We start from the raw sequence: 22,115 nt of genomic DNA on the forward strand, positions 1-22,115 counted from the left end.
CAATCATGCTTGGTGGTTTATATCAGCTACTATTACTAATATTTTTACCTTTCGCCATGTATAAATTGTATTGGCCAAAACGAGGTAAACCAGTGGTGGGTAAACGCTGGCCAGAACACTTTGGTTTAGGTAAAAAAATCGCTCAGGTCGACCTGTGGTTGCATACCGTATCGGTGGGCGAGGTGATTGCCGCCACCCCTTTTATTCAGCAGCTAAAACAGCAGCAACCACAGCTGAACATTTTACTCACCACCACCACCGCCACGGGTGCTAAGCAAGCACAGCAGCGGCTCTCAGAGCTGGTGACTCACCGTTATGCGCCCTTTGACCTTTGGCCCTGTATTACCTTGTTTTTGGCGAAATACCAGCCTAAGCAGCTGTGGATCATGGAAACCGAGTTATGGCCCAACTGGCTTAGCCTATGCCACGCCAAAAACATCCCGGTGGCCCTAATAAACGCCCGCATGTCCCAACGATCCTGTCGCCGTTATCAAAAATTATCTGCATTCTCTCGGCCGCTGTTCGCCAAACTCAAACTGGTGTTAGCGCAACATCAAGACGATGCACAGCGCTTCAATCAACTTGGCGTCGATGCGGCAAAGCTGGTGGTCACAGGTTCGATTAAATACGATTTACCCGATTGTCAGCACATTCAAGCACAAGCCATCCAGTTACGTGCGCAGCTATTTGGCCAACGCCCAGTGTGGATAGCAGCCAGCACCCATAAGGGAGAAGACGAGCGGGTGCTTGAGATCATGCAACAAGTGCAGCAGCAACACCCCACGAGTCTACTTATTTTGGTACCTCGTCACCCCGAGCGCTTCGAGCAAGTGGCCGAGTTATTAAATCAACAACAGGTCAAATTTGCTCGACGCAGTAAACACAATCATGTCGAACCGCAACAACAGGTATATTTAGCCGATAGCATGGGAGAAATGATGTTGATGTACGGCTGCGCAGATATCGCCTTTGTAGGAGGCTCACTGGTTCCCATTGGCGGGCACAATTATTTGGAGGCGGCGGCCATGAGCCTCCCTTGCATTGCCGGAGAATTTGATTTCAACTTCTCCGACATCAGCCAACAGCTACAAAGTTGTGGGGCGCTGAAACTAAGCGCCGATAGCAGCCAACTGGCAACTTGGCTAAACCAATGGCTGAGTCAGCCACAGCTGGCCGCAGAGGCGGGGGCTGCAGGCTTAACGGTGGTCAAACAAAACCAAGGCGCACTCCAGCGAAGTTTAAAGGCACTCAAAACACTTTAAAGCGCTTTTTGGTATGCATCCACTAAGTTTAGCCAATCAGATTCTAACCAATGACAATAGCCTGGCTTGGCTTGTTCTTTCACCAAGGAGCGGAGTAGCCGGGTTATATTTTCTTGCCGCCAGCGTTTACGAGGACGGCAAATCGCCCCATTATCGAAGTCGATCAGCCACACTTTGCCATTGGTATCAATCATGATATTACGTAGATTTAGATCGGCGTGATTCACTCCCGCCTTATGAAACGCGGCAATGGTTTCCCCCATTTGACGCCATAAAGAAACTGGCAAACGTTTCTCACTCAATAGCTGGGCCAGATCTCGAGCGCCATGGATCCGTTCTATAATCAAGTCGGCTTGAAAACTGAACCCCTGTCGTTTAATACGTCCAGCAATCGGCGTTGGTGCGGGCAATCCCAACGTTTGCAATTGCATCAATAACACAAACTCTCGCCACACTCGGCTACGCTTCAAACTAACATAAAAGTAACGATCATTACTCACCTTGGAGACGAGGCCACCTCGATGGTAATGGCGCAATACAAACTCCCGATGGAGATAACGAAAAAACAAAGTCTTACCACGGCCCATGGCTTGTCCAACCACCGCTCGATTTTGTTGCCAATGGCGTGCTTCAAAGTAAACGTCACTTACCTCTTGCCATTCAGCGGGGTTGTAGAACAACCATCCTTCATTTGTGCGTTGCTTTTCTATCTGCATAACTATCGCTTATGGAATATATCTGGGCGATTTTACATCGCAGGCTGCAAAAAGCATAATACTTAAGAAAATTCGCCAGCTTAGCCAAGATGAACTCAATTCAACCCGCACAAAAAGTTTGTATCTTACGCCTTTCGGCAATCGGTGATGTTTGCAATGCATTAGCAGTCGTACAGCAACTGCAGCAAGCTTGGCCACAAGCACAAATCACCTGGGTTTGCGGTAAAGCCGAAGCGCAAATGTTAGCACTTTTCGATAACATAAATATTATTATTTATGATAAAAAACAGGGTATTAAAGGACTAATCCAACTCAGAAAACAACTACGCGATACACAATTTGATGTTCTTTTACATATGCAGGCTGCCCTACGAGCCAGCCTTGTGAGTTGTTGCATTAACGCAAAACGTCGGATCGGTTTCGATCGCAGTCGCGCCAAAGATGGTCAATGGATATTCACTAATGAAAAAATAGCCAAAGCCCCCTCGCCCCACGTGTTAGACGGATTTTTACAATTCTTAAATCAACTCGATATCCAAGCTCAGTCGCCCCGTTGGCACGTCCCATTAAGTGCTACATTACACAATAAAGCCAAGCACTTACTGGGGGAAGGGCGACATCTATTAATTTGCCCCGCGGCCAGTAAACCCTATAAAAACTGGACTATTGAAGGTTATGCGGCATTCGCCCAATTTGCCCAAGCCAAAGGCTACAAAGTCAGTTTAATCGGCAGTCCCGCCCCCCAGGAGATGACTTTAGCCGAACAAGTGAACCTCGCCAGCCAAGGGCAACTCAATAATCTTTGTGGGCAAACATCCTTGCTCGAATTGTGGGCCTTGGTGGCCGAAGCAACACTGCTAGTTTCTCCCGATACGGGTCCCGCTCATATGGCAGTGGCGGTGAATACCCCAGTGCTCGGCCTGTATGCACATCACAACCCGCAACGCACCGGGCCTTATCACTATCGCAACTACGTGGTGAGTGTTTGGCAACAGTGTATTGAACAAGAGCAAGGCAAGTCCGTTGCGCAGCTTAACTGGCGCAGCCGCGTAAAAGATCCCAATGCAATGCAACAGATCACACTAGAATCAGTTATTCATATGTTTGAAATATTAGAAAAAGAGCAGCTATCATGAGTCAAGCAAGAGCTACCATATCGGCAATTATCATTACTAAAAATGAACAAGAAAGCTTAAAGGATTGTCTGGAAAGTTTAACTTGGGTTGACCAAATAGTGGTGCTTGATTCAGGCAGCAACGATGGCACGATTGAACTGGCAAAGCAATATACTCAAGACGTGTATAGCAATCATGAATGGCCTGGCTTTGGCAAACAAAAACAGCTCGCTCAAAGCTACGCCACCGGCGATTGGATCTTAGCAGTAGATGCCGATGAACGTATCGATTCGACCTTACGTAGCAGCATTGAAAATATGCTAAACGCTCCTCCCAGCCATACTGTATTCAACTTAAATGAACTCACTTGGGTATTTGGTCGGTTTCTTAAACATTCGGGCTGGTATTACCGACATATTCGACTTTATCCACGTCATTTAACCCAATACAACGATAATCTAGTGCATGAATCGGTGATTGTTCCTGCGAACTGCCAGATCGCCGAATTAGACGGTGATATCCTGCATTATTCCTACCGAAATCTTGAACACTACTTGGTAAAATCGGCGGGTTACGCTAAGGCATGGGCCGACCAGCGAGAAGCCAAAGGTAAAAAAGCATCTCTCGGCCAAGGCTTATTACACGCGCTCGGTTGCTTCACCAAAATGTACCTACTCAAACGTGGCTTTTTAGACGGGAAACAAGGTTTATTAATTGCACTCCTGTCGGCCCACTCTACTTTCGTAAAATATGCCGACCTGTGGGCAAGGCAACATGATCACCACTATCGTAAATAAGCTTAACTCAAGCCTAGCTGCCTCAGCACGGGTTGGGGCTGCAGCGCATCTAAATCGCAAATATTCACAACATGCTCACCCAAGCAGCCATATTGCATCACATTGGTCATGGTAAACAAACCAACACAACGCGCACCAGCAGCGCTGGCCAGATGTAAAGGGCCAGTATCGCCACAAATGAATAAGGAAACTTGCTGTAAAAATGCAGCCAGTTGCCGTAAGTCACGATTCAGATAAGTAAAATGAGTGTGGCTCAAAGGCTCCGCAATATCAGGGCTCAAAATTTCAATCACATTTAATTCACCCGCGTAGTATTGTTTAAACTTAGCCAACAATACCTGCCATTTTTCATCGTCAACTATTTTGCTACCACGCGCCCCTCTAAAATAGGCAAGGCAAGGCTTATGATGATGTTCACCGAGCATTTGCTTAAGTTGCTCTGCCGCATACTGTTGCTCGCTATGACTGAGCTTTAGGCACGCACTGGCGTGTGCTACCGGGGGTAAACCTAAATACTCTAATAGCTCCAAACATCCCAAAGCATAGTGCGAGTATTTATGTTGGTACTTAACCGTATGACTGCATACCGCAGCATCGGCCGGACCGTCAAAAGCATGCACATTCTTCCCTTCCGTTAAGGCCGCAACAATCCGGTCGCTGGAGCCGCCGTAAGGCAACAAAATTAAATCATAAGAATGTTTTCGTAGTTGATGTATGGAGCGAATAAAGGCGGGAATGGTTTTTAGACCAAATTGCGAGAAATGAATATTTTTTAATCCCAGGTTTTCAAAGACTTTCCCCTGCCAAGGGTCACTGAGTAATAACTCAACTTCTGCGTCTGGGTACAAGGCTTGAACATAATTAACAAAAGGCAATAAGAAGAACATATTCCCAATGCGCTTGTTATTTCGAATAATCAATACCCGTTTAATTTGTGACTTCTGGAGGCGTTCAGTTAATCGACCCTTACGCCCCCCGAGTAACTTTAAAAAGGCGACTTCAAGGCCAATGGAGCGCTCACGCCGTTTACTATCAAATTGACGTAAAGCAGTGCGAATCCGCTTGATTAGGCTCATGATAGCCTAACACCTTGCGATAACTGCAGCTTACGCCACCAACGATTAATTTTTAGGGCTGAATCACTCACATTAATCAAACTCATATCTTCTTGGGTTAACTCTCCTTCTGGCGGAGAAAAACATAGGTGGCGTCCTTCACTATTAGGCGGACGCCAGCGTAACGGAGTGGCGCTGGTTCGATTTGGAAAAAAACCTGCGGTGGGCACATCAATGGCACCGGCAATATGTAAAGGGCCTGTAGAGCCAGCAATAAACAAGTCTGCACAGGCTAATACTTCACAAAAAGCCGCTAATCCATCTTCAGAGAAGTACAAACAATATGCCACGTCTAAATGTTCCAGCTCACTCACCAACTCTTGCGCTGCTACCAATTCGCCAGGGCCTGCGGTGATCACAAAATACAATTCTGCATTGAGTTTCGCCAAACAATCAATCAAACTCACATACTGCTCTAAACTAAGGTTATTAGCCGACCCACCGCTGCCAATATGTACCATCACCAGTGAGTCTTTATCAGCAAATAGCTGCTGTTTGCGCTGTGTTAATACTTCAGTCGCGAACTGCAGATATGGCCCCGAAGGCTGTTGCGCAGAATAGCCATGCTGCTCTAGAAATGCCTTGGTCAAATCCAGATTATACTGATACTCGGGTTTTAGCGAGCGAGAACGGCGCTGTACCACGCGCTGAGTATAAAGGAATTGCGCCAACTTAGTCGCCGGAGCACAACGGTTTGAGATCTTGGCACGAAAACCAAGCCAAGCATTGCGAAGATTAGAAAATAAACACAAATAACCGTCGAATTTTTGCTGTTTCACCTGCTTAAGCAAACTCGCTTGAGCCGCCGAATTTGCGGTGCTACCGCAATCAATGATCACCTTGTCGATCCAAGGGCATAATTCCGCCAAAGGCGCGGTATAGTTCGGCACCAAGGCCGTAATTTCACAATTAGGCATCGACAATTTCAACATGGCAAAACTGGGCCAAGCCAGCATAAAATCACCAATTTTGTCATTTCGTACCACCAACAACTTTTGCATTATTTAACCTTTATCTTCAAGCTTGCGCATTGTGACGAATCTTTATGACAGGCTCAAGAATTTTCCCCCAGCCCTGTGAGCAGGTTATAATCCCGCTAACATTTATCATTAGCAGATATTCATGACTACTCGAGTTATTTACCCCGGCACCTTCGATCCCGTGACTCACGGCCATAGCGATCTCATTCAACGAGCCGCTCGCATGTTCGACAAAGTTATCGTCGCGGTTGCTGCCAGCCCAAGTAAACAACCGCTGTTCAGCTTAACCGAGCGGGTTCAATTACTTGAGCAAAGCATCGGCACAAGCAGCAACATTGAAGTGATTGGTTTTACAGGCCTATTAGTTAACTTAGCGAAACAACAAAATGCCAGCGTCCTGTTACGAGGCCTGCGCACCGGTTCTGACTTTGAATACGAATTACAACTAGCCGACATGAATCGACAGCTAGATCCCAACCTGGAAAGTGTTTTTTTAACGCCTGGCGAAGGCGTCTCCTTCATCTCTTCCAGCTTGATTAAAGAAGTCGCTAAACATGGCGGCGATATCAACCGCTTTGTTGCGCCGCATGTCGCCGAAGCCGTGGCCCAAAAGCTTGCAACTAATTAACCACCGAAGGGCAGCATCGCTTGCTGCTTAACTTCAATTAGCGCTGGCAATGTGGGCAGAAAAAAGTATTACGCTGCCCTATTCGTAGTGCCTTAATCAGCTCACCACAGCAATCACAGCACTCACCTTCACGGCCATATACCGCCAAAGTTTGTTTAAAATAGCCTGGCTTACCATCCACATTGGTAAAATCTTTTAAGCTGGTGCCGCCTTGCTCAATGGCCTCGGCTAATACTTGTTTAATATTTTCGGTCAGTTGTTTTAAACGAACTTTACTAACCTTGTTGGCGGCGCGTTTGGGATGGATCCCGGTTCGAAATAGGGCTTCATTGGCATAGATATTCCCCACGCCCACCACCACCTTGTTATCCATAATAAACTGCTTAATCGCCACACTACGTGTTGCCGCCTTAGCAATTAAATAAGCACTCGAGAAATCCTCTTCTAAAGGTTCCGGGCCTAAGTTTACGAACAACTGATGCTCCTCTAAAGGAAGCGGAGTAAACAATACGCAGCCAAACCGTCGAGGATCATTAAAACGCAGCACCTTTCCATTGGCAAATTGCATATCGAGGTGATCATGTTTTCCCGCTGCAACCGCTTGTTCCAGTACCCTTAGGCTGCCCGACATCCCCAGATGAATGATAATGTAGCCCGCTTCGGTTTCAATCAGCAGATACTTGGCTCGGCGGCGAATGCTTAACACGGACAAACCCACATTACACTGGATCAATTCGGGTACTGGCCAACGTAACTGCGGCTGGCGAACCACAATCGCGCTAATCGTTTGCTGCAGCAAGTGTGGACTAATGCCGCGGCGGCTGGTCTCTACCTCGGGTAACTCAGGCATCAGCTTTCACTTAAATGAGGGAACAAGGCACTGTAGCTGGCTTGATCAAGTTGAAATAACTGCCCCTGCCAATTGGTGATCATCCGTTGATCGCCCAATTCAAACAAGGTGAGTTGTAAAGGACTCGCTAAATTAGCCAAATAAACTTGAATAATGTGACTCCGAGCCGCACCGCCTACGGCGTTTGGCCAAGGTTCGAGTTGCACATGCAGCCATGCATCAACCACCGCAATAGGGTGGTCAATTACGGGCTTACTGCGCCATTCGGTGCCTAAGCGTTCAATTAGCAAATCTGGCAGCTCTATCCGCAAAATCGTGGCGCCAACAGGCAACAGCTGCTGAGCTGCATTTGCCTCAACACTCACCGGCTTATCGTTAATCTCGACATACTTAAACACCAAAATCATCGCCGCAACGGCAAAGATAATAATGTTATTCCAGCCTCGGCGGCTCATTTTCATCGGATATCTCCCTTTTATCCATTCATCATAAGCGGGAAGTAATTCACGAGTAAACCCTCTGACTCATTCAGCGGGGCGAAAAAAAGCCAAAAAAAAGCCCAGCCTAAGCTGAGCTTCTTTACATCAAAGCCAAAATCTATTTGATTTTGCCTTCTTTGTACATAACGTGCTTACGAACAACGGGATCAAATTTTTTGATTTCCATTTTTTCAGGCATGTTACGTTTGTTCTTATCAGTGGTATAGAAGTGACCAGTGCCAGCTGATGAGTTCAAACGAATTTTCTCGCGAATACCTTTAGCCATTTTTTAGTTCCTTATACCTTCTCACCACGACCACGCATCTCGGCTAAAATAGCGTCGATACCTTTTTTGTCGATGATGCGCATACCTTTAGTCGATACACGTAATTTAACAAAACGTTTTTCACTCTCTACCCAAAAACGGTGAGATTGAAGGTTAGGCAAAAAACGACGACGAGTGCGGTTTTTTGCGTGCGATACGTTGTTACCAACAGCTGGCTTCTTACCAGTAACTTGGCATACTCTAGACATGTCAGTCTTCTCCAAATAAATACTTCTGCTCGAGCATCTGTTCATGCCCCGTTAGGCCGTCGCCCGGGACGACAGAAAGGCCGCATTTTATACAGGAAATAGAACCCTAGATCAACTAAAAATTGAACAAAGATCAGATCCAACCTCGCTCGGCGAAAGACATTGTCTCTCCACAGCCGACAACAACATGGTCTAAAACTCGCACATCAATCAGTGCTAAGGCCTTGATTAATTTAGTAGTAATTTGCCTATCGGCCAAACTTGGTTCGGCCACACCCGAAGGATGGTTATGGGCAAATATTACCGCAGCGGCATTTTTTTCTAATACACGCTGTACCACTACCCGTGGATAAACACTGGCAGCATCAATCGTTCCGAAAAATAACGGCGCGAATTGTAACACTCGATGCTGATTATCCAATAGCAATATTGCAAATACTTCACGTTGTTGGTGAGATAATTCCATAGAAAGGTAATTTTTGGCCGATTCAGCGCTATCCAGCACACTTTTTTCACTGATCTCAGCCAACAAATAACGACGGCTCATTTCAATTGTTGCACGTAATTGTGCATATTTTGCGCTTCCCATGCCTCGCTCGGCACAAAAAGTTGCCTGATCCGCCGACAAAATCGCCCGTAACGAACCAAATTGTTGGAGTAAATGCTGCGCTAAACTCACCGCATCCATTCCAGCGCAACCAATCCGCAAAAAAATGGCTAATAACTCTGCGTCACTTAAACTCGCTGCGCCTTGCGCCAATAATTTTTCTCTAGGCCGCTGCTCGGCAGGCCAATCAGATATAGCCATTATTTTAATTACAAAAAAGTCAATATAATAAAGGTAGCCGAATCTGCAGTCTTGTCTATGCGGAGAACTTAAGTTTTATGGTAGGCTTGCCGATACTAGACGGTGATTATTATTTCGGTATCAGCATGTTAACGGGAAAGAAAATTCTGCTCGCAATCTCTGGTGGGATTGCAGCCTATAAAATACCAGAGTTGGTGCGGCGCTTAAAAGACCAAGGCGCGCAAGTCAAAGTAGTGATGACCGAACACGCCACCCACTTTATCACTCCCTTAACTTTGCAAGCTGTCTCTGGCGAAGCGGTCGGCCTTAAAGTGGTTGACCCAAGTCAAGAAGGCTCTATGGGCCACATTGCCTACGCCAAGTGGCCGGATTTAGTATTGGTGGCCCCCGGCACAGCCAATGTGATTGCAAAGTTTTGCCATGGCATCGCCGATGATTTGGTGAGTACCTTATTACAAGCCACCAGCGCACCAGTCGCCCTCGCGCCAGCCATGAATCAACAAATGTATCTCGCAGCGGCCACTCAAGCAAACCTAGCGGTCCTTCGGCAACGCGGCGTCCCTATCTGGGGGCCTGCTCAAGGCGAACAAGCCTGTGGCGATGTAGGGCCAGGCAGAATGCTTGAACCAGCTCAACTGCTAACACATATTCAGCAACATTTCGCGGCCTTAGACCAGCCGCAAAGTTTAGCTGGGCGAAGAGTTGTGATTACCGCCGGGCCAACCCGTGAGGCCATTGATCCGGTGCGTTATATCAGTAATCATAGCTCAGGAAAAATGGGCTTTGCTTTAGCGCGAGCCGCTCAACAACTAGGTGCCGAAGTCAGCTTGATCGCCGGGCCAGTCAACTTAGCCACCCCAGCAGGGGTACGCAAAGTCGCCGTAGAAAGCGCTCAGCAAATGCTCGAAGCGGCCTTAGCTGAGACCGCGAGCAGCGACATCTTCATCGCTTGCGCAGCAGTCGCTGATTATCGAGTGGCTACCGTTGCCGAACAAAAGATCAAAAAAACTGACGACCAACAACTGCAGCTACAGCTGGTTAAAAATCCAGACATTGTGGCCACCATCGCCGGCCAAAAAGAGAAGCCGTTTACGGTAGGCTTCGCCGCCGAAACCCAAGATGTCGCCAGTTACGCTAAAGACAAATTAAAGCGCAAAAACTTAGATATGATTGCGGCCAACGACGTATCTAATCCCGAACAGGGCTTTAATAGTGAACAGAATGCCTTAACGGTATTTTGGCCAAATGGACAACAGCAATTAGACCTCGCTGACAAGACCTTATTGGCCGAACAACTACTCGCGTTGATCGCCGAGCACTACTCTTTACAACAAATAAAATAATAAGCATGAAACAAATAGCACTTAAAATACTAGACCCTCGAATTGGCAGTACGTTTCCGCTGCCTGAATACGCGACTCCCGGCTCGGCAGGCATGGATCTGCGGGCCTGTCTGGATCAAGCCCTAGAACTAGCCCCTGGTCAAACAGAGCTAATTCCTACTGGTTTGGCAATTCATATTGCCGATCCCGGCTTAGCGGCCACCATCTTGCCACGTTCCGGCTTAGGCCATAAACACGGCATCGTCTTAGGCAATCTGGTGGGTTTAATCGACTCCGATTACCAAGGGCAGTTGATGGTGTCTTGCTGGAATCGCGGACAAAGCACTTTCACCATCGAACCCGGTGAGCGGATCGCCCAGCTGGTCTTTGTCCCCGTGGTGCAAGCCAGCTTCGAGATTGTGGAAGACTTCGATGCAAGCCAACGCGGAGAAGGTGGGTTTGGCCATTCAGGTAAACATTAAATTGGTTCAGATGCAGTACGCTAATAAATAATAAAAGGATAATTATAACAATGGCGGGAAAACCAAAAAGCAATCGCCGCGAACAGATCCTCCAAGCCTTGGCAAGAATGTTAGAGACCAGCCATGGCCAACGGATTACCACCGCGAATTTAGCCAAAGAAGTCGGTGTTTCAGAAGCCGCACTCTATCGACACTTTCCAAGCAAAGCACGCATGTTTGAAGGTTTGATAGAATTTATTGAAGAAACCTTATTGTCTCGGATCAATCTGATTCAAGAAGAGCAAAAAGATACCCTAAATCGCTGTCAGCACATCCTGATGCTACTGCTGGGGTTTGCTGAACGTAACCCCGGTTTAAGCCGCATTCTTACTGGTGATGCCTTACAGGGCGAACACGAGCGTTTACGTGCCCGAGTGAGTGTGCTGTTTGACAAAATAGAAGTTCAGCTGAAGCAAGTGCTACGAGAGCGGCGACTGCGAGAAGGACAGGGCTTCTTAATTGAAGAAAACAGCCTTGCCACCTTACTCCTCGCCTATAGCGAAGGGCGCATTAGCCAATATGTACGTAGTGAATTTAAACTCGCCCCCACCGAACAATTTGACATCCACTGGGGCTTTCTAAAGCAACAACTGATGCGCGCTTAGATCTTTAATTCCCAGATGAAGCCGACAAATTTTCGCGAGAAGTGAGGGTCTGCCCAAACTCTCGCTCGGCTTTCATACACCGCGCGCTCACCATAAATTAACTCCCCACCATCAAACTAGACAAGTGGCTTTGCAGACTGCAGCAACGCGCTACGAAGCAAAGTGCTTAGCAGCGGATTTCAATCCGGGCAAAAACCTGCAGCACTTCGTAAAAACTAAACGAAACATAATCTTGTTTGTCATGAAAAAACTGCTAAATTTGTAACAACTTTAATTCATCACGGGTCTCAACACATGGATGTACTTCATCAAGGAACCAATTGGTTCGAAAACAACCAAGAAATGCTAGTTCAATACGCCATCAATATTGCTGCGGCAATCATTATTCTGATTGTGGGTATGTTGGTCGCGCGAATTCTCGCGGCAAGCATCGAGAAACTAATGAATGCACGCAAATTAGATAACACCATCAGCCACTTTGTCGGCTCCATGGTGAAATACACCATTATCGCCTTTGTGATTATTGCTGCACTGTCACGCATTGGCATTCAAACAGCCTCGTTTGTCGCGATTATCGGTGCCGCAGGCTTAGCAGTTGGTTTAGCGCTACAAGGTTCACTCTCTAACTTTGCGGCAGGCGTACTGATTATTGGTTTTCGCCCATTCAAAGCCGGTGACTTCGTAGAAATTGCAGGTACTGCTGGCTCGGTAGCCTCGGTGCAAATTTTTACCACGGTATTAAAAACCCCAGACAACAAACAAATTGTGGTGCCTAACTCGGCAGTTTTAGGCGGCAATATTGTTAACTACTCGACTCACCCAACGCGTCGTGTCGACTTGGTGGTTGGCGTCAGCTACGCAGCCGACTTGGCCAAAACCAAACAAGTATTGCGCGCCGTATGTGAAGCCGATAGCCGGGTATTGAAAGATCCTGATATTACCGTTGCGGTATTAGAGCTGGCAGACAGCTCGGTGAACTTTGTGGTTCGCCCTTGGGTAAATTCTGCAGATTACTGGCCAGCACGTTTCGACTTGATGGAAAACATCAAGAATGCCCTAGACGAAGCGGGTATCGAAATTCCATTCCCACAAATGGATGTGCACTTAGAAAAAGTCGCCAGCTAAATTCGGCTTCTTAAAACAACAAAAGCACAGCCACTAGGCTGTGCTTTTTTATTGAATAGCAATTTAAATATCATCCAAACGATGAGTGGCATGCACCATTTGTTGCTGACGCTTCTCTTGATGCTCGATCAAGTTGGCTAAAAATTGCTGCTCTGCCAGCATGCTAAAACCATCCTTCGCCTGCCTGAGCAAGTCTAAAGACTGCTCACTTAAATCCAAGGCCAGACTCATCACATCATCACTGCTCATGTTCGCAGGCAAGCTCACCTTGGCCATTTTATCCACCAAGTCGTGCTCGGCTCGAATATCGGTCCAGGTATCTAATAACTCAGGTTTCGCCTGACTAATAAAATCTTTTACATGAGCGGTATTTTCTTTTTCTTGATGTTGTAAATAATTTAACAGCATTCTCACGCGTTCCGCATCCGCATTCATTTCTAAGCGTCGATAAACCACCCGCATCTCTTCTCGACAATTCACAAAATGTTCGAGCAATAGTCTTAACTGATTAAATCGCATGATGAGCACTCCCACTAATCGTCTCTCTCTTTATAGTAGAGTGTGCCTAAAAAATCTGCTTTGGCTAAGCGATTATGGCTTGATGTATATCAACTTCATTGAAGCACTTCACTTTATCTTGTGAGTCACCAGCAATTTTTAACAGCGCTGAAACCGAGGCGAATGCTAAAATAGGCCTCATGATTCAAGGATTCATACTAGGTTATAAAATGAAAAAACTGCTGATTTGGAGCGAGAAAAATAATTTTATTTTTTTAACTCTGGCCTTGATTGGCTACATTTTTTTAGCCGCCTGTGTTGACCAATTTTGGCAAGGAGACGGCTTTAAGTTTCTGCAGGCCGCCATGGTGTTAGTGCTCGCCGCAGGCGTATGGCAAGCCAAGGGCAAAAAACTTTGGTTTGCCATCGGCTTAGGATTTTTACTCGCAACCACATTAATCGCCATTTTTAATTTGTGGTTTGAAGCCGAAAGCTTAGCGGGTATCTATCTCGGCTTTGTATTTTGTTATCTAGTGATCAGCACTTGGACCGCACTTAAGCAGGTCTTATTCACGGGCGAAATCGACACCAATAAGCTGGTAGGCGCTATCTGTATTTTCCTGCTGGTCGGTTTAGGCTGGGCCCACCTCTATACCATCTTAAACAGCTACCTCCCCGAAGCCTTTAGCGGCGTTTCCGCAGAGCATTGGAGCAGCCAGATAAACGCTTTCATCTACTTCAGCTTTGTCACGCTCACCACTTTGGGCTACGGCGAGATCACCCCCAAGGTGCCAATTACTCGCTTCTTTACCTTCAGCGAAGCCATTTTCGGGGTATTTTATATGGCAATATTAGTGGCAAGCCTAGTGGGCGCTCGCATGTCTAAGCGCGAACGCTAAGCAACAAAAAAGGCGACCCAATGGTCACCTTTTATTCAACTGAACGCGCAACAGTCCGCTTGCTTAAGCGATCCCGTATTGCTCACGGTAAGCACTCACCGCCGCCAACGCAGTTTGATTATCGCCTTGCTCTTCTAAATAAGTGATTAAATCTGCCAGCTTAACAATAGAAATCACCGTGGCATTGTAGTCACGCTCTACTTCTTGAATCGCCGACAACTCACCTTTACCTTTCTCTTGGCGATCCAGCGCAATTAGCACACCAGCTAACTCCGCATCATGGGCATTAATAATGTCCATCGACTCGCGAATCGCGGTGCCTGCGGTAATCACATCATCCACCAGCATCACCTTGCCTGCCAGCTCAGAGCCCACCAAGCTACCACCTTCACCGTGGGTTTTAGCTTCTTTACGGTTAAAGCAGTAAGGCACATCCTTTTGGTAATGCTCGTCTAAGGCCACCACGGTAGTGGTGGCAATGGGGATCCCCTTGTACGCAGGGCCAAACACTAAGTCGTACTCAATGTTTGAGTCTTGCAGCGCGGCGGCGTAAAACTTACCTAAACGGTTTAAATCACGGCCAGTATTAAACAAACCCGCGTTAAAAAAGTAAGGGCTGGTTCGGCCCGACTTTAAGGTAAATTCGCCAAACTTTAGTACGCCTTTGGCTAAAGCAAATTCAATAAACTCGCGTTGATAAGCTTTCATCATTCTCTCTCAAATTAACCCGCAAGGGCTTCACGTTGGGCCGCATTAATTTGGGCAATACCTTGTTTAGCAAAGGCCAGCATGTCTAATAGCTCTTGATGGCTAAATGGCGCGCCCTCGGCCGTGCCTTGCACTTCAATCATGTTGCCGTCTTCACACATCACCACGTTCATGTCGGTCTCAGCAACGCTGTCTTCGGTGTACTCAAGGTCGCAGACAACCTCACCACCAACCACTCCCACCGAAACCGCAGCAATCAGCTGCTTCAATGGGCTAACTTTCAATTTTTTCTGCTCAATCATCCACCAGATGGCATCTTGTAGCGCCACGCAAGCACCGGTAATCGCCGCAGTACGGGTGCCACCGTCGGCTTGAATCACATCACAATCCACCACAATGGTATATTCACCCAGCGCGCTCAAATCAACCGCAGCACGCAACGAGCGACCAATTAAACGTTGGATTTCTTGAGTACGGCCACTCTGCTTGCCACGCGCCGCTTCACGACCCATACGGCTATGGGTAGAACGAGGTAACATGCCGTATTCCGCCGTAATCCAACCCTGGCCCTTACCTTTTAAAAAGCGTGGTACACCATCGTCTACCGAGGCAGTACATAATACTTTGGTATCGCCAAACTCAACCAATACCGATCCCTCGGCATGAGCCGTATAGTTTCGAGTAATGGTGATTGGACGCATTTGTTCGACAGCTCTTCCGTTAGGACGCATGCTAGTAACCTTTAATAGAAAATTCGCGGCTATTATATAGGCTTTTGTCGCACTTGGTCACGCCCAGACTGACGAACCTGCGAATAGCCGCTATAATCGAGCAAATTTTTTGAGGATATTCAACTATGATCCACAGCATGACAGGCTACGCACGCCACCAACTTAAAGCCGATTGGGGCAGTGCCACATGGGAAATTCGCAGCGTAAACCAACGTTATTTAGAAACCTACTGGCGCATGCCAGAGCAGTTTCGCGCCCTAGAGCCGGTATTGCGAGATAAGATCAGAAAAGCCCTACAACGTGGCAAAGTTGAATGTAACCTGCGCTTCGACGCCGACCAGGCTAGCCGTGGCGAACTGCAGCTTAACCAAGCCCTCGCCGAACAGCTCATCAAAAATGCCGAATGGGTACAGCAACAAGCTGGCGGACAAATTAACCCCGTCGACATACTGCGCTGGCCGGGCGTGATGGAAACCCCAGAGCAAGACGCCGACGCCATTAGCAAAGAACTTTTAGCGGGCTGGTTAGTGGCCCTAGAAGCCTTTATTGAAAGCCGCGCCAGCGAAGGTGCCAACACCGCCACCATGATCACCAGCCGCCTCGATAAAATTACCCAGCAAGTGGCCTTTGTACGCGAGCAAATGCCCGCCGTAATGCAATGGCAGCGTGACCGCTTAAAAACCCGCCTCGCCGAAGTAAAAGACGAGCTAGAGCCGCAGCGTATTGAACTAGAAATGATCATGGTCGCGCAGAAGATAGACGTCGCCGAAGAGCTGGACCGCCTCGACTCCCACGTAAGCGAAACCCAAAAAATCCTTAAAAAGGGTGGCGCCTGTGGCCGACGCCTCGATTTTATGATGCAAGAGTTTAACCGCGAAGCCAACACCCTCGCCTCTAAATCGATTAACGCCGAGATCACCCAAGCTGCGGTAGAGCTTAAGGTATTAATTGAGCAGATGCGCGAGCAGATCCAGAACTTAGAGTAGCCGCTTATTTAAAGCTCAAGTTCGCCCCTGTGTAATTTGTTGGCTTAAGACAGCACGTGTTTAGGCCAACACATTAACACTTAGCGAATATCACTACCCTCAACTTGCCCTGCCGAGTAAAAAACCGACTCCACAAACCTGCAACTTCCGTAAACATTGAAGAATAATTCGGTAGCAAACTTCCTATTATTTGCTTTGCGTTCACAAAAAGCAGTAGACGACTTCCGATTTGGTGTTATATCTAATCCAAATACAGTAATAAACTACCGTTTCAGATGAAATCTGAACTAACCGAGGCGAAGTGGACTGAGTTCGACCTTGATAACGCTTTATGGCATTTACCAGCGGAGAGAAGTAAATCAGGTACAGGTTTTACAATTCCTCTTCCTCAGTCTTGCGTACTATGGTTTCAAGAACTACTGGTACGTGCTTGTGGTTCAGATTACGTCTTTCCTAATAGAAGGAAAAGTAAAGTACCGCACATGGGCAAAGACACATTGAACAGAGCTATTTCAAAGTTATTCGGACGAGAGCCCGGTCGTAAGGTACAACCACAAAATAAAATGGGCGATATCAAATACTTTGCGGTTCACGATCTACGCCGTACCTGCCGTAGCCTACTCGCTTCGGTAAAAGTTCCTAGCCATATCGCGGAGCGCTGTTTAAATCACAAGTTGAAAGGTGTTGAAGGTATCTATGACCGTTATGATTATCTTGAGGAGCGTAGAGAGGCACTTGAGAAAGTCACTGAGCTAGTAAAAGACAGTGTCTGGTCTGTTTAGGCGATCAAACTCTTGGCAGTTGTTATTAAAGCTGAACTGAATACGAGAGGATTTAAACGGGTTTCGAATAATCTTCGAAAATATCCTGGACCTTTAAAACCTAATGTTTTAGAATTTAGATCTAAATATTATATAAGTGAGTATAAATTTGAATCATATTGAGCTGTTTTCGGGATGTGGCGGATTATCTTTAGGCTTAGCTAGAGCTGGGCTTGAGCTTACATTAGCTAATGAGCTATCGCCAATGGCAGCCGAAACGTTTGCATATAATTTATTAGGCGAAGACCTATATTCACTTTCGAAGCAAGAAAAAAAAAGCAAGAAAACCTTTTGGCTTAGTAGTCAATATCCAGACTTAAGCAACCGACTTAGAGAAAACCCCTTTGAGTATCCAGATCTAGGTGCAGGGCATACAGACATGCCTAACGAATACCAAAAACTACAAGGAAGCCTTTTGGTCGGGAATGTCATTCACCTAAATCAATTGTTAGAGTCTGAACCTAAACTGCTTGAAGATATAAAAAGTGGGTTCGGAAACAATGGTATCGATCTTGTATCCGGAGGACCACCTTGTCAGAGTTTTAGTTTGGCAGGACTAAGAAAAAAAGACTGTGATAAAAATTTATTACCTTGGGAGTTCGCGAAATTTGTAGGTATGGTGAAACCTAAGCTGGTAATTCTCGAAAACGTTTCTGGTATACTAAGACCTTTTAATGAAGATGGCGTAAAATACTATGCTTGGTTTGAAGTAGCTAAAACCTTTGCGAAACAAGGTTACATACCATTGTGTCTACATATAAATGCACGATTAGTAGGTGTCCCTCAAAATAGGCCTCGTTTCATAATGCTCGCAATTAGAGAGGATATTTATACAAGTATATCTACGTCTTTGAACGAGTATGAAACCAAACTACTTACCCCTTGCGCAGATCTATTTAAAGGTATTAGAGGCGGTAAAAACGTCAATATACAAGACTATCACTGTTATGACGTTAACATTGATAAAGATCTAGAGTTATTTAGAAATTCATTTCTTGCACCTCTTGTTGGCAGTACAGAGGTGTCTGTGAAAATGGCTATTCATGATTTATGCTTTACTCATAAAAATAACAAATCAAAATTTATCAATACATTAAATGACAGTTTTGCAGATGTTTTAGGTAAAGCGACTCTTATATCTAATCACTTACCAAGAAAAAATAGCGATCGAGTTAAGAGAAGGTTTCGGGTTTATCAAGTACTTCAAGAAAGCAGTCAAGAAGCAAGAAAGCAAGTTATTGACATTTTAAAAGGTGGATCAGTCCATCTTAACAATACAGTTTGGAAAGAATTGAAACCACATAAATTTGTATCTCCAGAAGGTGAATACGTAAATTTTAGAGCAAAAGAAGACTTTATTAGTTACCTGAAAGAACACTCGACAAAAAAACGAAGTCAGCGCGCACTAGATGAAAATCAACCAGCCCCTGCGGCTTTGTCTATACCTGACGATGCATGCCATTACGATTGTAACGAACTACGAACCTTAACAGTTCGAGAAATGGCTAGAATCCAGTCCTTTCCTGATGCATTTACATTTCGCTCAAAAGTAACTACAGGGGGAACTATGAGACGCAGTGAAGTACCTCAATATACTCAAGTTGGTAATGCTGTTCCTCCACTATTAGGACTAAAATTAGGTAACGTTATTTCCAAAATAATACAAAAGCAAACATTTACATCAAAGAGTCGATGATGTAAATGCTTCGGTCGAGACAACCCTAATTGATCATGACTTAATTAGGGTATCGATAAACGAGACTAGCTCACTAATAGTAGAAAAAGCTCTACGGACGGAAACAAGAGTAACACCATTCGTTTTAGACTCTTGCCCATGAGCAATGCTATTTCTCCAGCTAACTACTGAATTTATATCATTTTTCCTATCATCTTTATCTTTTAGCCACTCCAAAAAGTTATCGCTCCAATTGGAATTAAACTGACCTAGAATAGTTTTAATATTTTCAGTATTCATATTTTTTGAAATAGGCCAGGTTTCTTCGACATATCTAGATATCTGCCTCCTTGAGCCTTGTGCTGCATATTGCAGCAACAACTCTTTTACAGCTTGCTCTAAGTATCCTGATACTAAGACCGCTAAATACTTAGCGTTATGAGCTTGAGCTTCAGGACTGCTATCTTCTGCCACATATGACTTAAGTAAACTATCAATTCTACTTCTATATTTATCGTGGCTATTATGGCGAGAATGACGTGACATACTACTCCCCAGAGAATATCTTCATTGCAATATCAATCCTACCAATTACATTTTCTGTATCATTAATAAACTCATCTGTTGCATTGATATATTGTTGATCTGTGAATAACTGTTCTAAATGTCCAGCTAAACCATCTTCATCTAAAGTCACTCCACTTTTAAGTGCTTTCGCCACTCCAACCATTACAGAGTCAAATTTTGATAAAAGGAAAGTACCTCCCGTTTTAAAAATCTTCGAATCAAAGTCGCTTAGAATAATGGTTATTTGTTCAAATAGACTTTCAAGATCACTCAAGCTTTCCTGTGGTATGTTTCTGTTTTTTTCCATAAATTTATCTAGAAAACTAGGCATCGGAGCTTTGTAATTGCAATGGTCTTCGTAAAGAGCCATAAACCTCAAGATTGCTTCAACATCTTTATAACGGCTATGTTTAGGACCAAACAACGCTCTCCAACTAGGCATATCATTCAGTTTATGTAGAAGGTCATCAAATGAGCCATAAAAAATACACGACCTCACTTCTTGAGGTTGGAGCGGTTTTCCACTTGTATTAAGTCTTCTAAAAATTTGTATCACTGCATTGTTATACTCATTCCCATAGTGGAGGCTATCCGCCGATGGGTCTGGACGAATAACAATACTGTGAAGCACTGAGTCACTTAATGTTCTAACATCAGCATCATCCAATACTTTTGATTTGGGAGACTTCGCAACATCAGAATTGAAATAACAACCCCGAAGATCCTCATGAATTTTTTTACTATTCGAAATCGAGAACTCTCCTGCTAAATATCTTTGAAGTGTTTTTAATCTCTGCTGTCCGTCAATGATGTTCAACGTTTTTGAGTCACGATCCTGAGCTAAAAAGATATTTGGGACAGGCAAACCAAGAATTAAAGATTCAATAAATCTCGATTGCTCAGTTAAACTCCAGACAAAACCTCGTTGGAAACCTGGCAGTTTGATATCCCCCCGATTTAGCCGTTTCACAAGTCCTTCAACATCACTGTCCCAACCATAACTTGAAACTTCAAATCGTGATGGTAGATCACTTTCACTACTTTCATCATTCTCAACTTTAGTATCTTCCCCAACCCCAACAGTTCCTACAAGCTCATTGGAGTCAACGTCAATTCTATTTACGATTTCGGAAAAGTAAGAACCATCAGACGTATCCAATGGATGACTATCAGATAAGTTCAAAAGTATAATATTACTATTTTCAATAAATACAGCAAATGCTTGCCCATCAGACGCCAAACGGCTAAAACGCCCAGGCCAAAATCGACTATCCCCTCTAGTATTCGCTTTATATAAAGAAGTCTTTGTTTCTTCAAGATTTCCATTGCTCAAAACAATACACGGAAGCATAACCTTGTATTCAGAGCCAGGTAATTGTGCATCATAATCATGAATCTGCTTATTCTTTAACAATTCGATGATTGGTGACGTTGCATCTAAAATACTTTTCGTTAGTCCTGTTTCCGTGACATAAAGCAATTCAAATTCAATTCCTAACTCACTTAAAGCCTGCGTCTTCTCTAACTCAGATGATGTTAACTCTCTTATATTCATTTTCTTCAACCCAAATAAAGACCAAAATTCCTTGATCACTGTTCATATTGATTACTTTAAGTTCCATATTGCTTGTACCTTTTCAATATGGGCATTTATTTACAATAAGTTACCATCAATACTACTCTCGTTCATCTCAAACCAAAAAATCTTCAGGCATATGTCATCAATGTGAATACCCATCATTGAATCCGACAGGAGTCTGAAATGAATACCCAAAATTCTGATTACAAAAAACAACAGCGCTATCAAGAGAATGAAATCCTAGAGCATGCCGCTGAGATACTCGCCACGCGCTACGTACGTGGTGATGCCTTAATTAGCCCAGATGCGACCAAAGAGTATGTACGCTGCAAACTCGGCAGCTATGAACGTGAAGTGTTTGCTTTACTGCTGCTGGATAACCAAAACCGACTAATTGAGTTTAAAGAGCTCTTTCATGGCACCGTCGATGCCGCCAGTGTCTACCCAAGAGAAGTAGTAAAAGCTGTGTTAGAAGTGAATGCAGCAGCAGTGATTATGGCTCACAACCACCCTTCTGGTGACTCTACCCCCTCACAAGCGGATAGACGTATAACCGAAAGACTCAAAGACGCCTTAGCGCTGGTGGATGTGCGCGTATTGGACCATATCGTAACGGGCGAAACCTGCACCTCGTTCGCTGAGCGAGGCTGGTTATGATTGAACAACACTATGGTGACATCAGTATCAATGATGCACTGCTCTCGTCACTAGAAAGTCTTCTTACTGGTCATACACTACCTGAGCATGCAGAGCGACTGGTACTGAACTGCTGTTACCGCCGATGTAAAAATGAC

The 22,115-nt window shown here is 45.2% G+C and carries 25 protein-coding genes and 1 pseudogene; 13 read left to right on the plus strand and 13 right to left on the minus strand.

What is annotated here, in order from left to right; all coding sequences use genetic code 11:
- Positions 1–5: 5 nt before the first annotated feature.
- Positions 6–1,262: a lipid IV(A) 3-deoxy-D-manno-octulosonic acid transferase gene (gene waaA / locus ACRRSW_RS22120; protein WP_432455399.1), complete on the plus strand. Its 1,257-nt coding sequence runs from the start codon at positions 6–8 to the stop codon at positions 1,260–1,262.
- Here the strand turns inward: waaA and ACRRSW_RS22125 are convergent.
- Positions 1,259–1,978, minus strand: coding sequence for a 3-deoxy-D-manno-octulosonic acid kinase (locus ACRRSW_RS22125; RefSeq protein ID WP_432460478.1), 720 nt, complete (start codon positions 1,976–1,978; stop codon positions 1,259–1,261). The genes waaA and ACRRSW_RS22125 overlap by 4 nt on opposite strands.
- An 89-nt stretch (positions 1,979–2,067) precedes the next feature.
- Between ACRRSW_RS22125 and ACRRSW_RS22130 the strand changes: the two genes are divergently transcribed.
- Together ACRRSW_RS22130 and ACRRSW_RS22135 are read left to right on the plus strand one after the other, a co-directional pair.
- Entirely contained in the window at positions 2,068–3,114 is a 1,047-nt protein-coding gene (locus ACRRSW_RS22130) for a glycosyltransferase family 9 protein (protein ID WP_432460479.1), read from the plus strand.
- Entirely contained in the window at positions 3,111–3,890 is a 780-nt protein-coding gene (locus ACRRSW_RS22135) for a glycosyltransferase family 2 protein (RefSeq protein WP_432455396.1), read from the plus strand. Before ACRRSW_RS22130 ends, ACRRSW_RS22135 begins: the two co-directional genes overlap by 4 nt.
- A 2-nt stretch (positions 3,891–3,892) precedes the next feature.
- Here ACRRSW_RS22135 and ACRRSW_RS22140 read toward each other — a convergent pair whose 3' ends face one another.
- Together ACRRSW_RS22140 and ACRRSW_RS22145 are read right to left on the minus strand one after the other, a co-directional pair.
- On the minus strand, positions 3,893–4,966 hold the full coding sequence (locus ACRRSW_RS22140) for a glycosyltransferase family 9 protein (protein WP_432455395.1): 1,074 nt from the start codon (positions 4,964–4,966) through the stop codon (positions 3,893–3,895).
- The gene (locus tag ACRRSW_RS22145) at positions 4,963–6,006 is read right to left on the minus strand and encodes a glycosyltransferase family 9 protein (protein WP_432455394.1); all 1,044 of its coding nucleotides are present in this window, start codon (positions 6,004–6,006) and stop codon (positions 4,963–4,965) included. Before ACRRSW_RS22145 ends, ACRRSW_RS22140 begins: the two co-directional genes overlap by 4 nt.
- 121 nt (positions 6,007–6,127) lie before the next feature.
- Between ACRRSW_RS22145 and coaD the strand changes: the two genes are divergently transcribed.
- The gene (coaD, locus tag ACRRSW_RS22150; RefSeq protein ID WP_432455393.1) at positions 6,128–6,613 is read left to right on the plus strand and encodes a pantetheine-phosphate adenylyltransferase; all 486 of its coding nucleotides are present in this window, start codon (positions 6,128–6,130) and stop codon (positions 6,611–6,613) included.
- Between the two features lie 37 nt (positions 6,614–6,650).
- On the opposite strand, the gene mutM is transcribed toward coaD, so the two are convergent.
- The 5 genes from mutM to radC (ACRRSW_RS22175) form a co-directional block, all read right to left on the minus strand.
- Positions 6,651–7,463 (minus strand): bifunctional DNA-formamidopyrimidine glycosylase/DNA-(apurinic or apyrimidinic site) lyase, encoded by an 813-nt coding sequence (mutM, locus tag ACRRSW_RS22155; protein ID WP_432460480.1) that lies wholly within the window; start codon positions 7,461–7,463, stop codon positions 6,651–6,653.
- Positions 7,463–7,924 (minus strand): hypothetical protein, encoded by a 462-nt coding sequence (locus tag ACRRSW_RS22160; protein ID WP_432460481.1) that lies wholly within the window; start codon positions 7,922–7,924, stop codon positions 7,463–7,465. The genes mutM and ACRRSW_RS22160 overlap by 1 nt, the downstream gene beginning before the upstream one ends.
- 136 nt (positions 7,925–8,060) lie before the next feature.
- Positions 8,061–8,216, minus strand: a complete 156-nt coding sequence (rpmG, locus tag ACRRSW_RS22165; protein WP_285762680.1) for a 50S ribosomal protein L33 — start codon at positions 8,214–8,216, stop codon at positions 8,061–8,063.
- 23 nt (positions 8,217–8,239) lie between these two features.
- A complete protein-coding gene (rpmB, locus tag ACRRSW_RS22170; protein ID WP_432455390.1) occupies positions 8,240–8,476 on the minus strand; it encodes a 50S ribosomal protein L28 in 237 nt (78 codons plus the stop codon).
- Between the two features lie 133 nt (positions 8,477–8,609).
- Positions 8,610–9,284: a RadC family protein gene (gene radC / locus ACRRSW_RS22175; protein WP_432455389.1), complete on the minus strand. Its 675-nt coding sequence runs from the start codon at positions 9,282–9,284 to the stop codon at positions 8,610–8,612.
- A gap of 77 nt (positions 9,285–9,361) precedes the next feature.
- Here radC (ACRRSW_RS22175) and coaBC point away from each other — a divergent pair, with 77 nt between their 5' ends.
- The 4 genes from coaBC to mscS all read left to right on the plus strand — a co-directional run bounded on the left by coaBC (position 9,362) and on the right by mscS (position 12,857).
- Positions 9,362–10,627 carry a bifunctional phosphopantothenoylcysteine decarboxylase/phosphopantothenate--cysteine ligase CoaBC gene (gene coaBC, locus ACRRSW_RS22180; protein WP_432460482.1) on the plus strand — a complete coding sequence of 422 codons (1,266 nt, stop codon included), beginning with the start codon at positions 9,362–9,364 and terminating at the stop codon, positions 10,625–10,627.
- 5 nt (positions 10,628–10,632) lie between these two features.
- Positions 10,633–11,088 (plus strand): dUTP diphosphatase, encoded by a 456-nt coding sequence (gene dut, locus ACRRSW_RS22185; protein ID WP_432455388.1) that lies wholly within the window; start codon positions 10,633–10,635, stop codon positions 11,086–11,088.
- A gap of 50 nt (positions 11,089–11,138) precedes the next feature.
- Complete coding sequence (gene slmA, locus ACRRSW_RS22190) at positions 11,139–11,732, plus strand: nucleoid occlusion factor SlmA (protein WP_432455387.1); 594 nt, start codon at positions 11,139–11,141, stop codon at positions 11,730–11,732.
- A gap of 294 nt (positions 11,733–12,026) precedes the next feature.
- Positions 12,027–12,857, plus strand: coding sequence for a small-conductance mechanosensitive channel MscS (mscS, locus tag ACRRSW_RS22195; protein WP_432460483.1), 831 nt, complete (start codon positions 12,027–12,029; stop codon positions 12,855–12,857).
- 63 nt (positions 12,858–12,920) lie between these two features.
- Here mscS and ACRRSW_RS22200 read toward each other — a convergent pair whose 3' ends face one another.
- The gene (locus tag ACRRSW_RS22200) at positions 12,921–13,376 is read right to left on the minus strand and encodes a hypothetical protein (RefSeq protein ID WP_432455385.1); all 456 of its coding nucleotides are present in this window, start codon (positions 13,374–13,376) and stop codon (positions 12,921–12,923) included.
- 209 nt (positions 13,377–13,585) lie between these two features.
- Between ACRRSW_RS22200 and ACRRSW_RS22205 the strand changes: the two genes are divergently transcribed.
- Entirely contained in the window at positions 13,586–14,254 is a 669-nt protein-coding gene (locus ACRRSW_RS22205) for a potassium channel family protein (RefSeq protein ID WP_432455383.1), read from the plus strand.
- Positions 14,255–14,317: 63 nt separating this feature from the next.
- Here ACRRSW_RS22205 and pyrE read toward each other — a convergent pair whose 3' ends face one another.
- Complete coding sequence (pyrE, locus tag ACRRSW_RS22210) at positions 14,318–14,962, minus strand: orotate phosphoribosyltransferase (protein WP_432456123.1); 645 nt, start codon at positions 14,960–14,962, stop codon at positions 14,318–14,320.
- Positions 14,963–14,976: 14 nt separating this feature from the next.
- A complete protein-coding gene (gene rph / locus ACRRSW_RS22215; protein ID WP_432460484.1) occupies positions 14,977–15,693 on the minus strand; it encodes a ribonuclease PH in 717 nt (238 codons plus the stop codon).
- 125 nt (positions 15,694–15,818) lie between these two features.
- Between rph and ACRRSW_RS22220 the strand changes: the two genes are divergently transcribed.
- The 3 genes and pseudogenes from ACRRSW_RS22220 to ACRRSW_RS22230 all read left to right on the plus strand — a co-directional run bounded on the left by ACRRSW_RS22220 (position 15,819) and on the right by ACRRSW_RS22230 (position 19,196).
- Positions 15,819–16,679 (plus strand): YicC/YloC family endoribonuclease, encoded by an 861-nt coding sequence (locus tag ACRRSW_RS22220; protein ID WP_432460485.1) that lies wholly within the window; start codon positions 15,819–15,821, stop codon positions 16,677–16,679.
- A 278-nt stretch (positions 16,680–16,957) separates the two neighbouring features.
- A pseudogene (locus ACRRSW_RS22225) lies at positions 16,958–17,461 on the plus strand (site-specific integrase); the annotation flags it as partial.
- 148 nt (positions 17,462–17,609) lie between these two features.
- Positions 17,610–19,196, plus strand: coding sequence for a DNA cytosine methyltransferase (locus tag ACRRSW_RS22230; protein ID WP_432460486.1), 1,587 nt, complete (start codon positions 17,610–17,612; stop codon positions 19,194–19,196).
- Positions 19,197–19,229: 33 nt separating this feature from the next.
- Here the strand turns inward: ACRRSW_RS22230 and ACRRSW_RS22235 are convergent, their stop codons facing one another.
- Entirely contained in the window at positions 19,230–19,721 is a 492-nt protein-coding gene (locus ACRRSW_RS22235) for a HEPN domain-containing protein (RefSeq protein WP_432460487.1), read from the minus strand.
- 1 nt (position 19,722) lies between these two features.
- Positions 19,723–21,297, minus strand: coding sequence for a DUF262 domain-containing protein (locus ACRRSW_RS22240; protein ID WP_432460488.1), 1,575 nt, complete (start codon positions 21,295–21,297; stop codon positions 19,723–19,725).
- A 207-nt stretch (positions 21,298–21,504) separates the two neighbouring features.
- On the opposite strand from ACRRSW_RS22240, the gene radC (ACRRSW_RS22245) reads away from it, so the two are divergent.
- Positions 21,505–21,978: a RadC family protein gene (gene radC / locus ACRRSW_RS22245; RefSeq protein ID WP_136996110.1), complete on the plus strand. Its 474-nt coding sequence runs from the start codon at positions 21,505–21,507 to the stop codon at positions 21,976–21,978.
- The last annotated feature ends 137 nt before the right edge of the window (positions 21,979–22,115 follow it).

The sequence above is a fragment of the Agarivorans sp. QJM3NY_25 genome (genome assembly GCF_050870875.2).
GTDB lineage: Bacteria > Pseudomonadota > Gammaproteobacteria > Enterobacterales > Celerinatantimonadaceae > Agarivorans.

Bases quoted from the DNA above. Each gene is read 5' to 3' on its own strand.
- waaA (WP_432455399.1), top strand. From the start codon at position 6: ATGCTTGGTGGTTTATATCAGCTACTATTACTAATATTTTTACCTTTC.
- ACRRSW_RS22125 (WP_432460478.1), bottom strand. From the start codon at position 1,978: ATGCAGATAGAAAAGCAACGCACAAATGAAGGATGGTTGTTCTACAAC.
- ACRRSW_RS22130 (WP_432460479.1), top strand. From the start codon at position 2,068: ATGAACTCAATTCAACCCGCACAAAAAGTTTGTATCTTACGCCTTTCG.
- ACRRSW_RS22135 (WP_432455396.1), top strand. From the start codon at position 3,111: ATGAGTCAAGCAAGAGCTACCATATCGGCAATTATCATTACTAAAAAT.
- ACRRSW_RS22140 (WP_432455395.1), bottom strand. From the start codon at position 4,966: ATGAGCCTAATCAAGCGGATTCGCACTGCTTTACGTCAATTTGATAGT.
- ACRRSW_RS22145 (WP_432455394.1), bottom strand. From the start codon at position 6,006: ATGCAAAAGTTGTTGGTGGTACGAAATGACAAAATTGGTGATTTTATG.
- coaD (WP_432455393.1), top strand. From the start codon at position 6,128: ATGACTACTCGAGTTATTTACCCCGGCACCTTCGATCCCGTGACTCAC.
- mutM (WP_432460480.1), bottom strand. From the start codon at position 7,463: ATGCCTGAGTTACCCGAGGTAGAGACCAGCCGCCGCGGCATTAGTCCA.
- ACRRSW_RS22160 (WP_432460481.1), bottom strand. From the start codon at position 7,924: ATGAAAATGAGCCGCCGAGGCTGGAATAACATTATTATCTTTGCCGTT.
- rpmB (WP_432455390.1), bottom strand. From the start codon at position 8,476: ATGTCTAGAGTATGCCAAGTTACTGGTAAGAAGCCAGCTGTTGGTAAC.
- radC (WP_432455389.1), bottom strand. From the start codon at position 9,284: ATGGCTATATCTGATTGGCCTGCCGAGCAGCGGCCTAGAGAAAAATTA.
- coaBC (WP_432460482.1), top strand. From the start codon at position 9,362: ATGGTAGGCTTGCCGATACTAGACGGTGATTATTATTTCGGTATCAGC.
- dut (WP_432455388.1), top strand. From the start codon at position 10,633: ATGAAACAAATAGCACTTAAAATACTAGACCCTCGAATTGGCAGTACG.
- slmA (WP_432455387.1), top strand. From the start codon at position 11,139: ATGGCGGGAAAACCAAAAAGCAATCGCCGCGAACAGATCCTCCAAGCC.
- mscS (WP_432460483.1), top strand. From the start codon at position 12,027: ATGGATGTACTTCATCAAGGAACCAATTGGTTCGAAAACAACCAAGAA.
- ACRRSW_RS22200 (WP_432455385.1), bottom strand. From the start codon at position 13,376: ATGCGATTTAATCAGTTAAGACTATTGCTCGAACATTTTGTGAATTGT.
- ACRRSW_RS22205 (WP_432455383.1), top strand. From the start codon at position 13,586: ATGAAAAAACTGCTGATTTGGAGCGAGAAAAATAATTTTATTTTTTTA.
- pyrE (WP_432456123.1), bottom strand. From the start codon at position 14,962: ATGAAAGCTTATCAACGCGAGTTTATTGAATTTGCTTTAGCCAAAGGC.
- rph (WP_432460484.1), bottom strand. From the start codon at position 15,693: ATGCGTCCTAACGGAAGAGCTGTCGAACAAATGCGTCCAATCACCATT.
- ACRRSW_RS22220 (WP_432460485.1), top strand. From the start codon at position 15,819: ATGATCCACAGCATGACAGGCTACGCACGCCACCAACTTAAAGCCGAT.
- ACRRSW_RS22235 (WP_432460487.1), bottom strand. From the start codon at position 19,721: ATGTCACGTCATTCTCGCCATAATAGCCACGATAAATATAGAAGTAGA.
- ACRRSW_RS22240 (WP_432460488.1), bottom strand. From the start codon at position 21,297: ATGAATATAAGAGAGTTAACATCATCTGAGTTAGAGAAGACGCAGGCT.
- radC (WP_136996110.1), top strand. From the start codon at position 21,505: ATGAATACCCAAAATTCTGATTACAAAAAACAACAGCGCTATCAAGAG.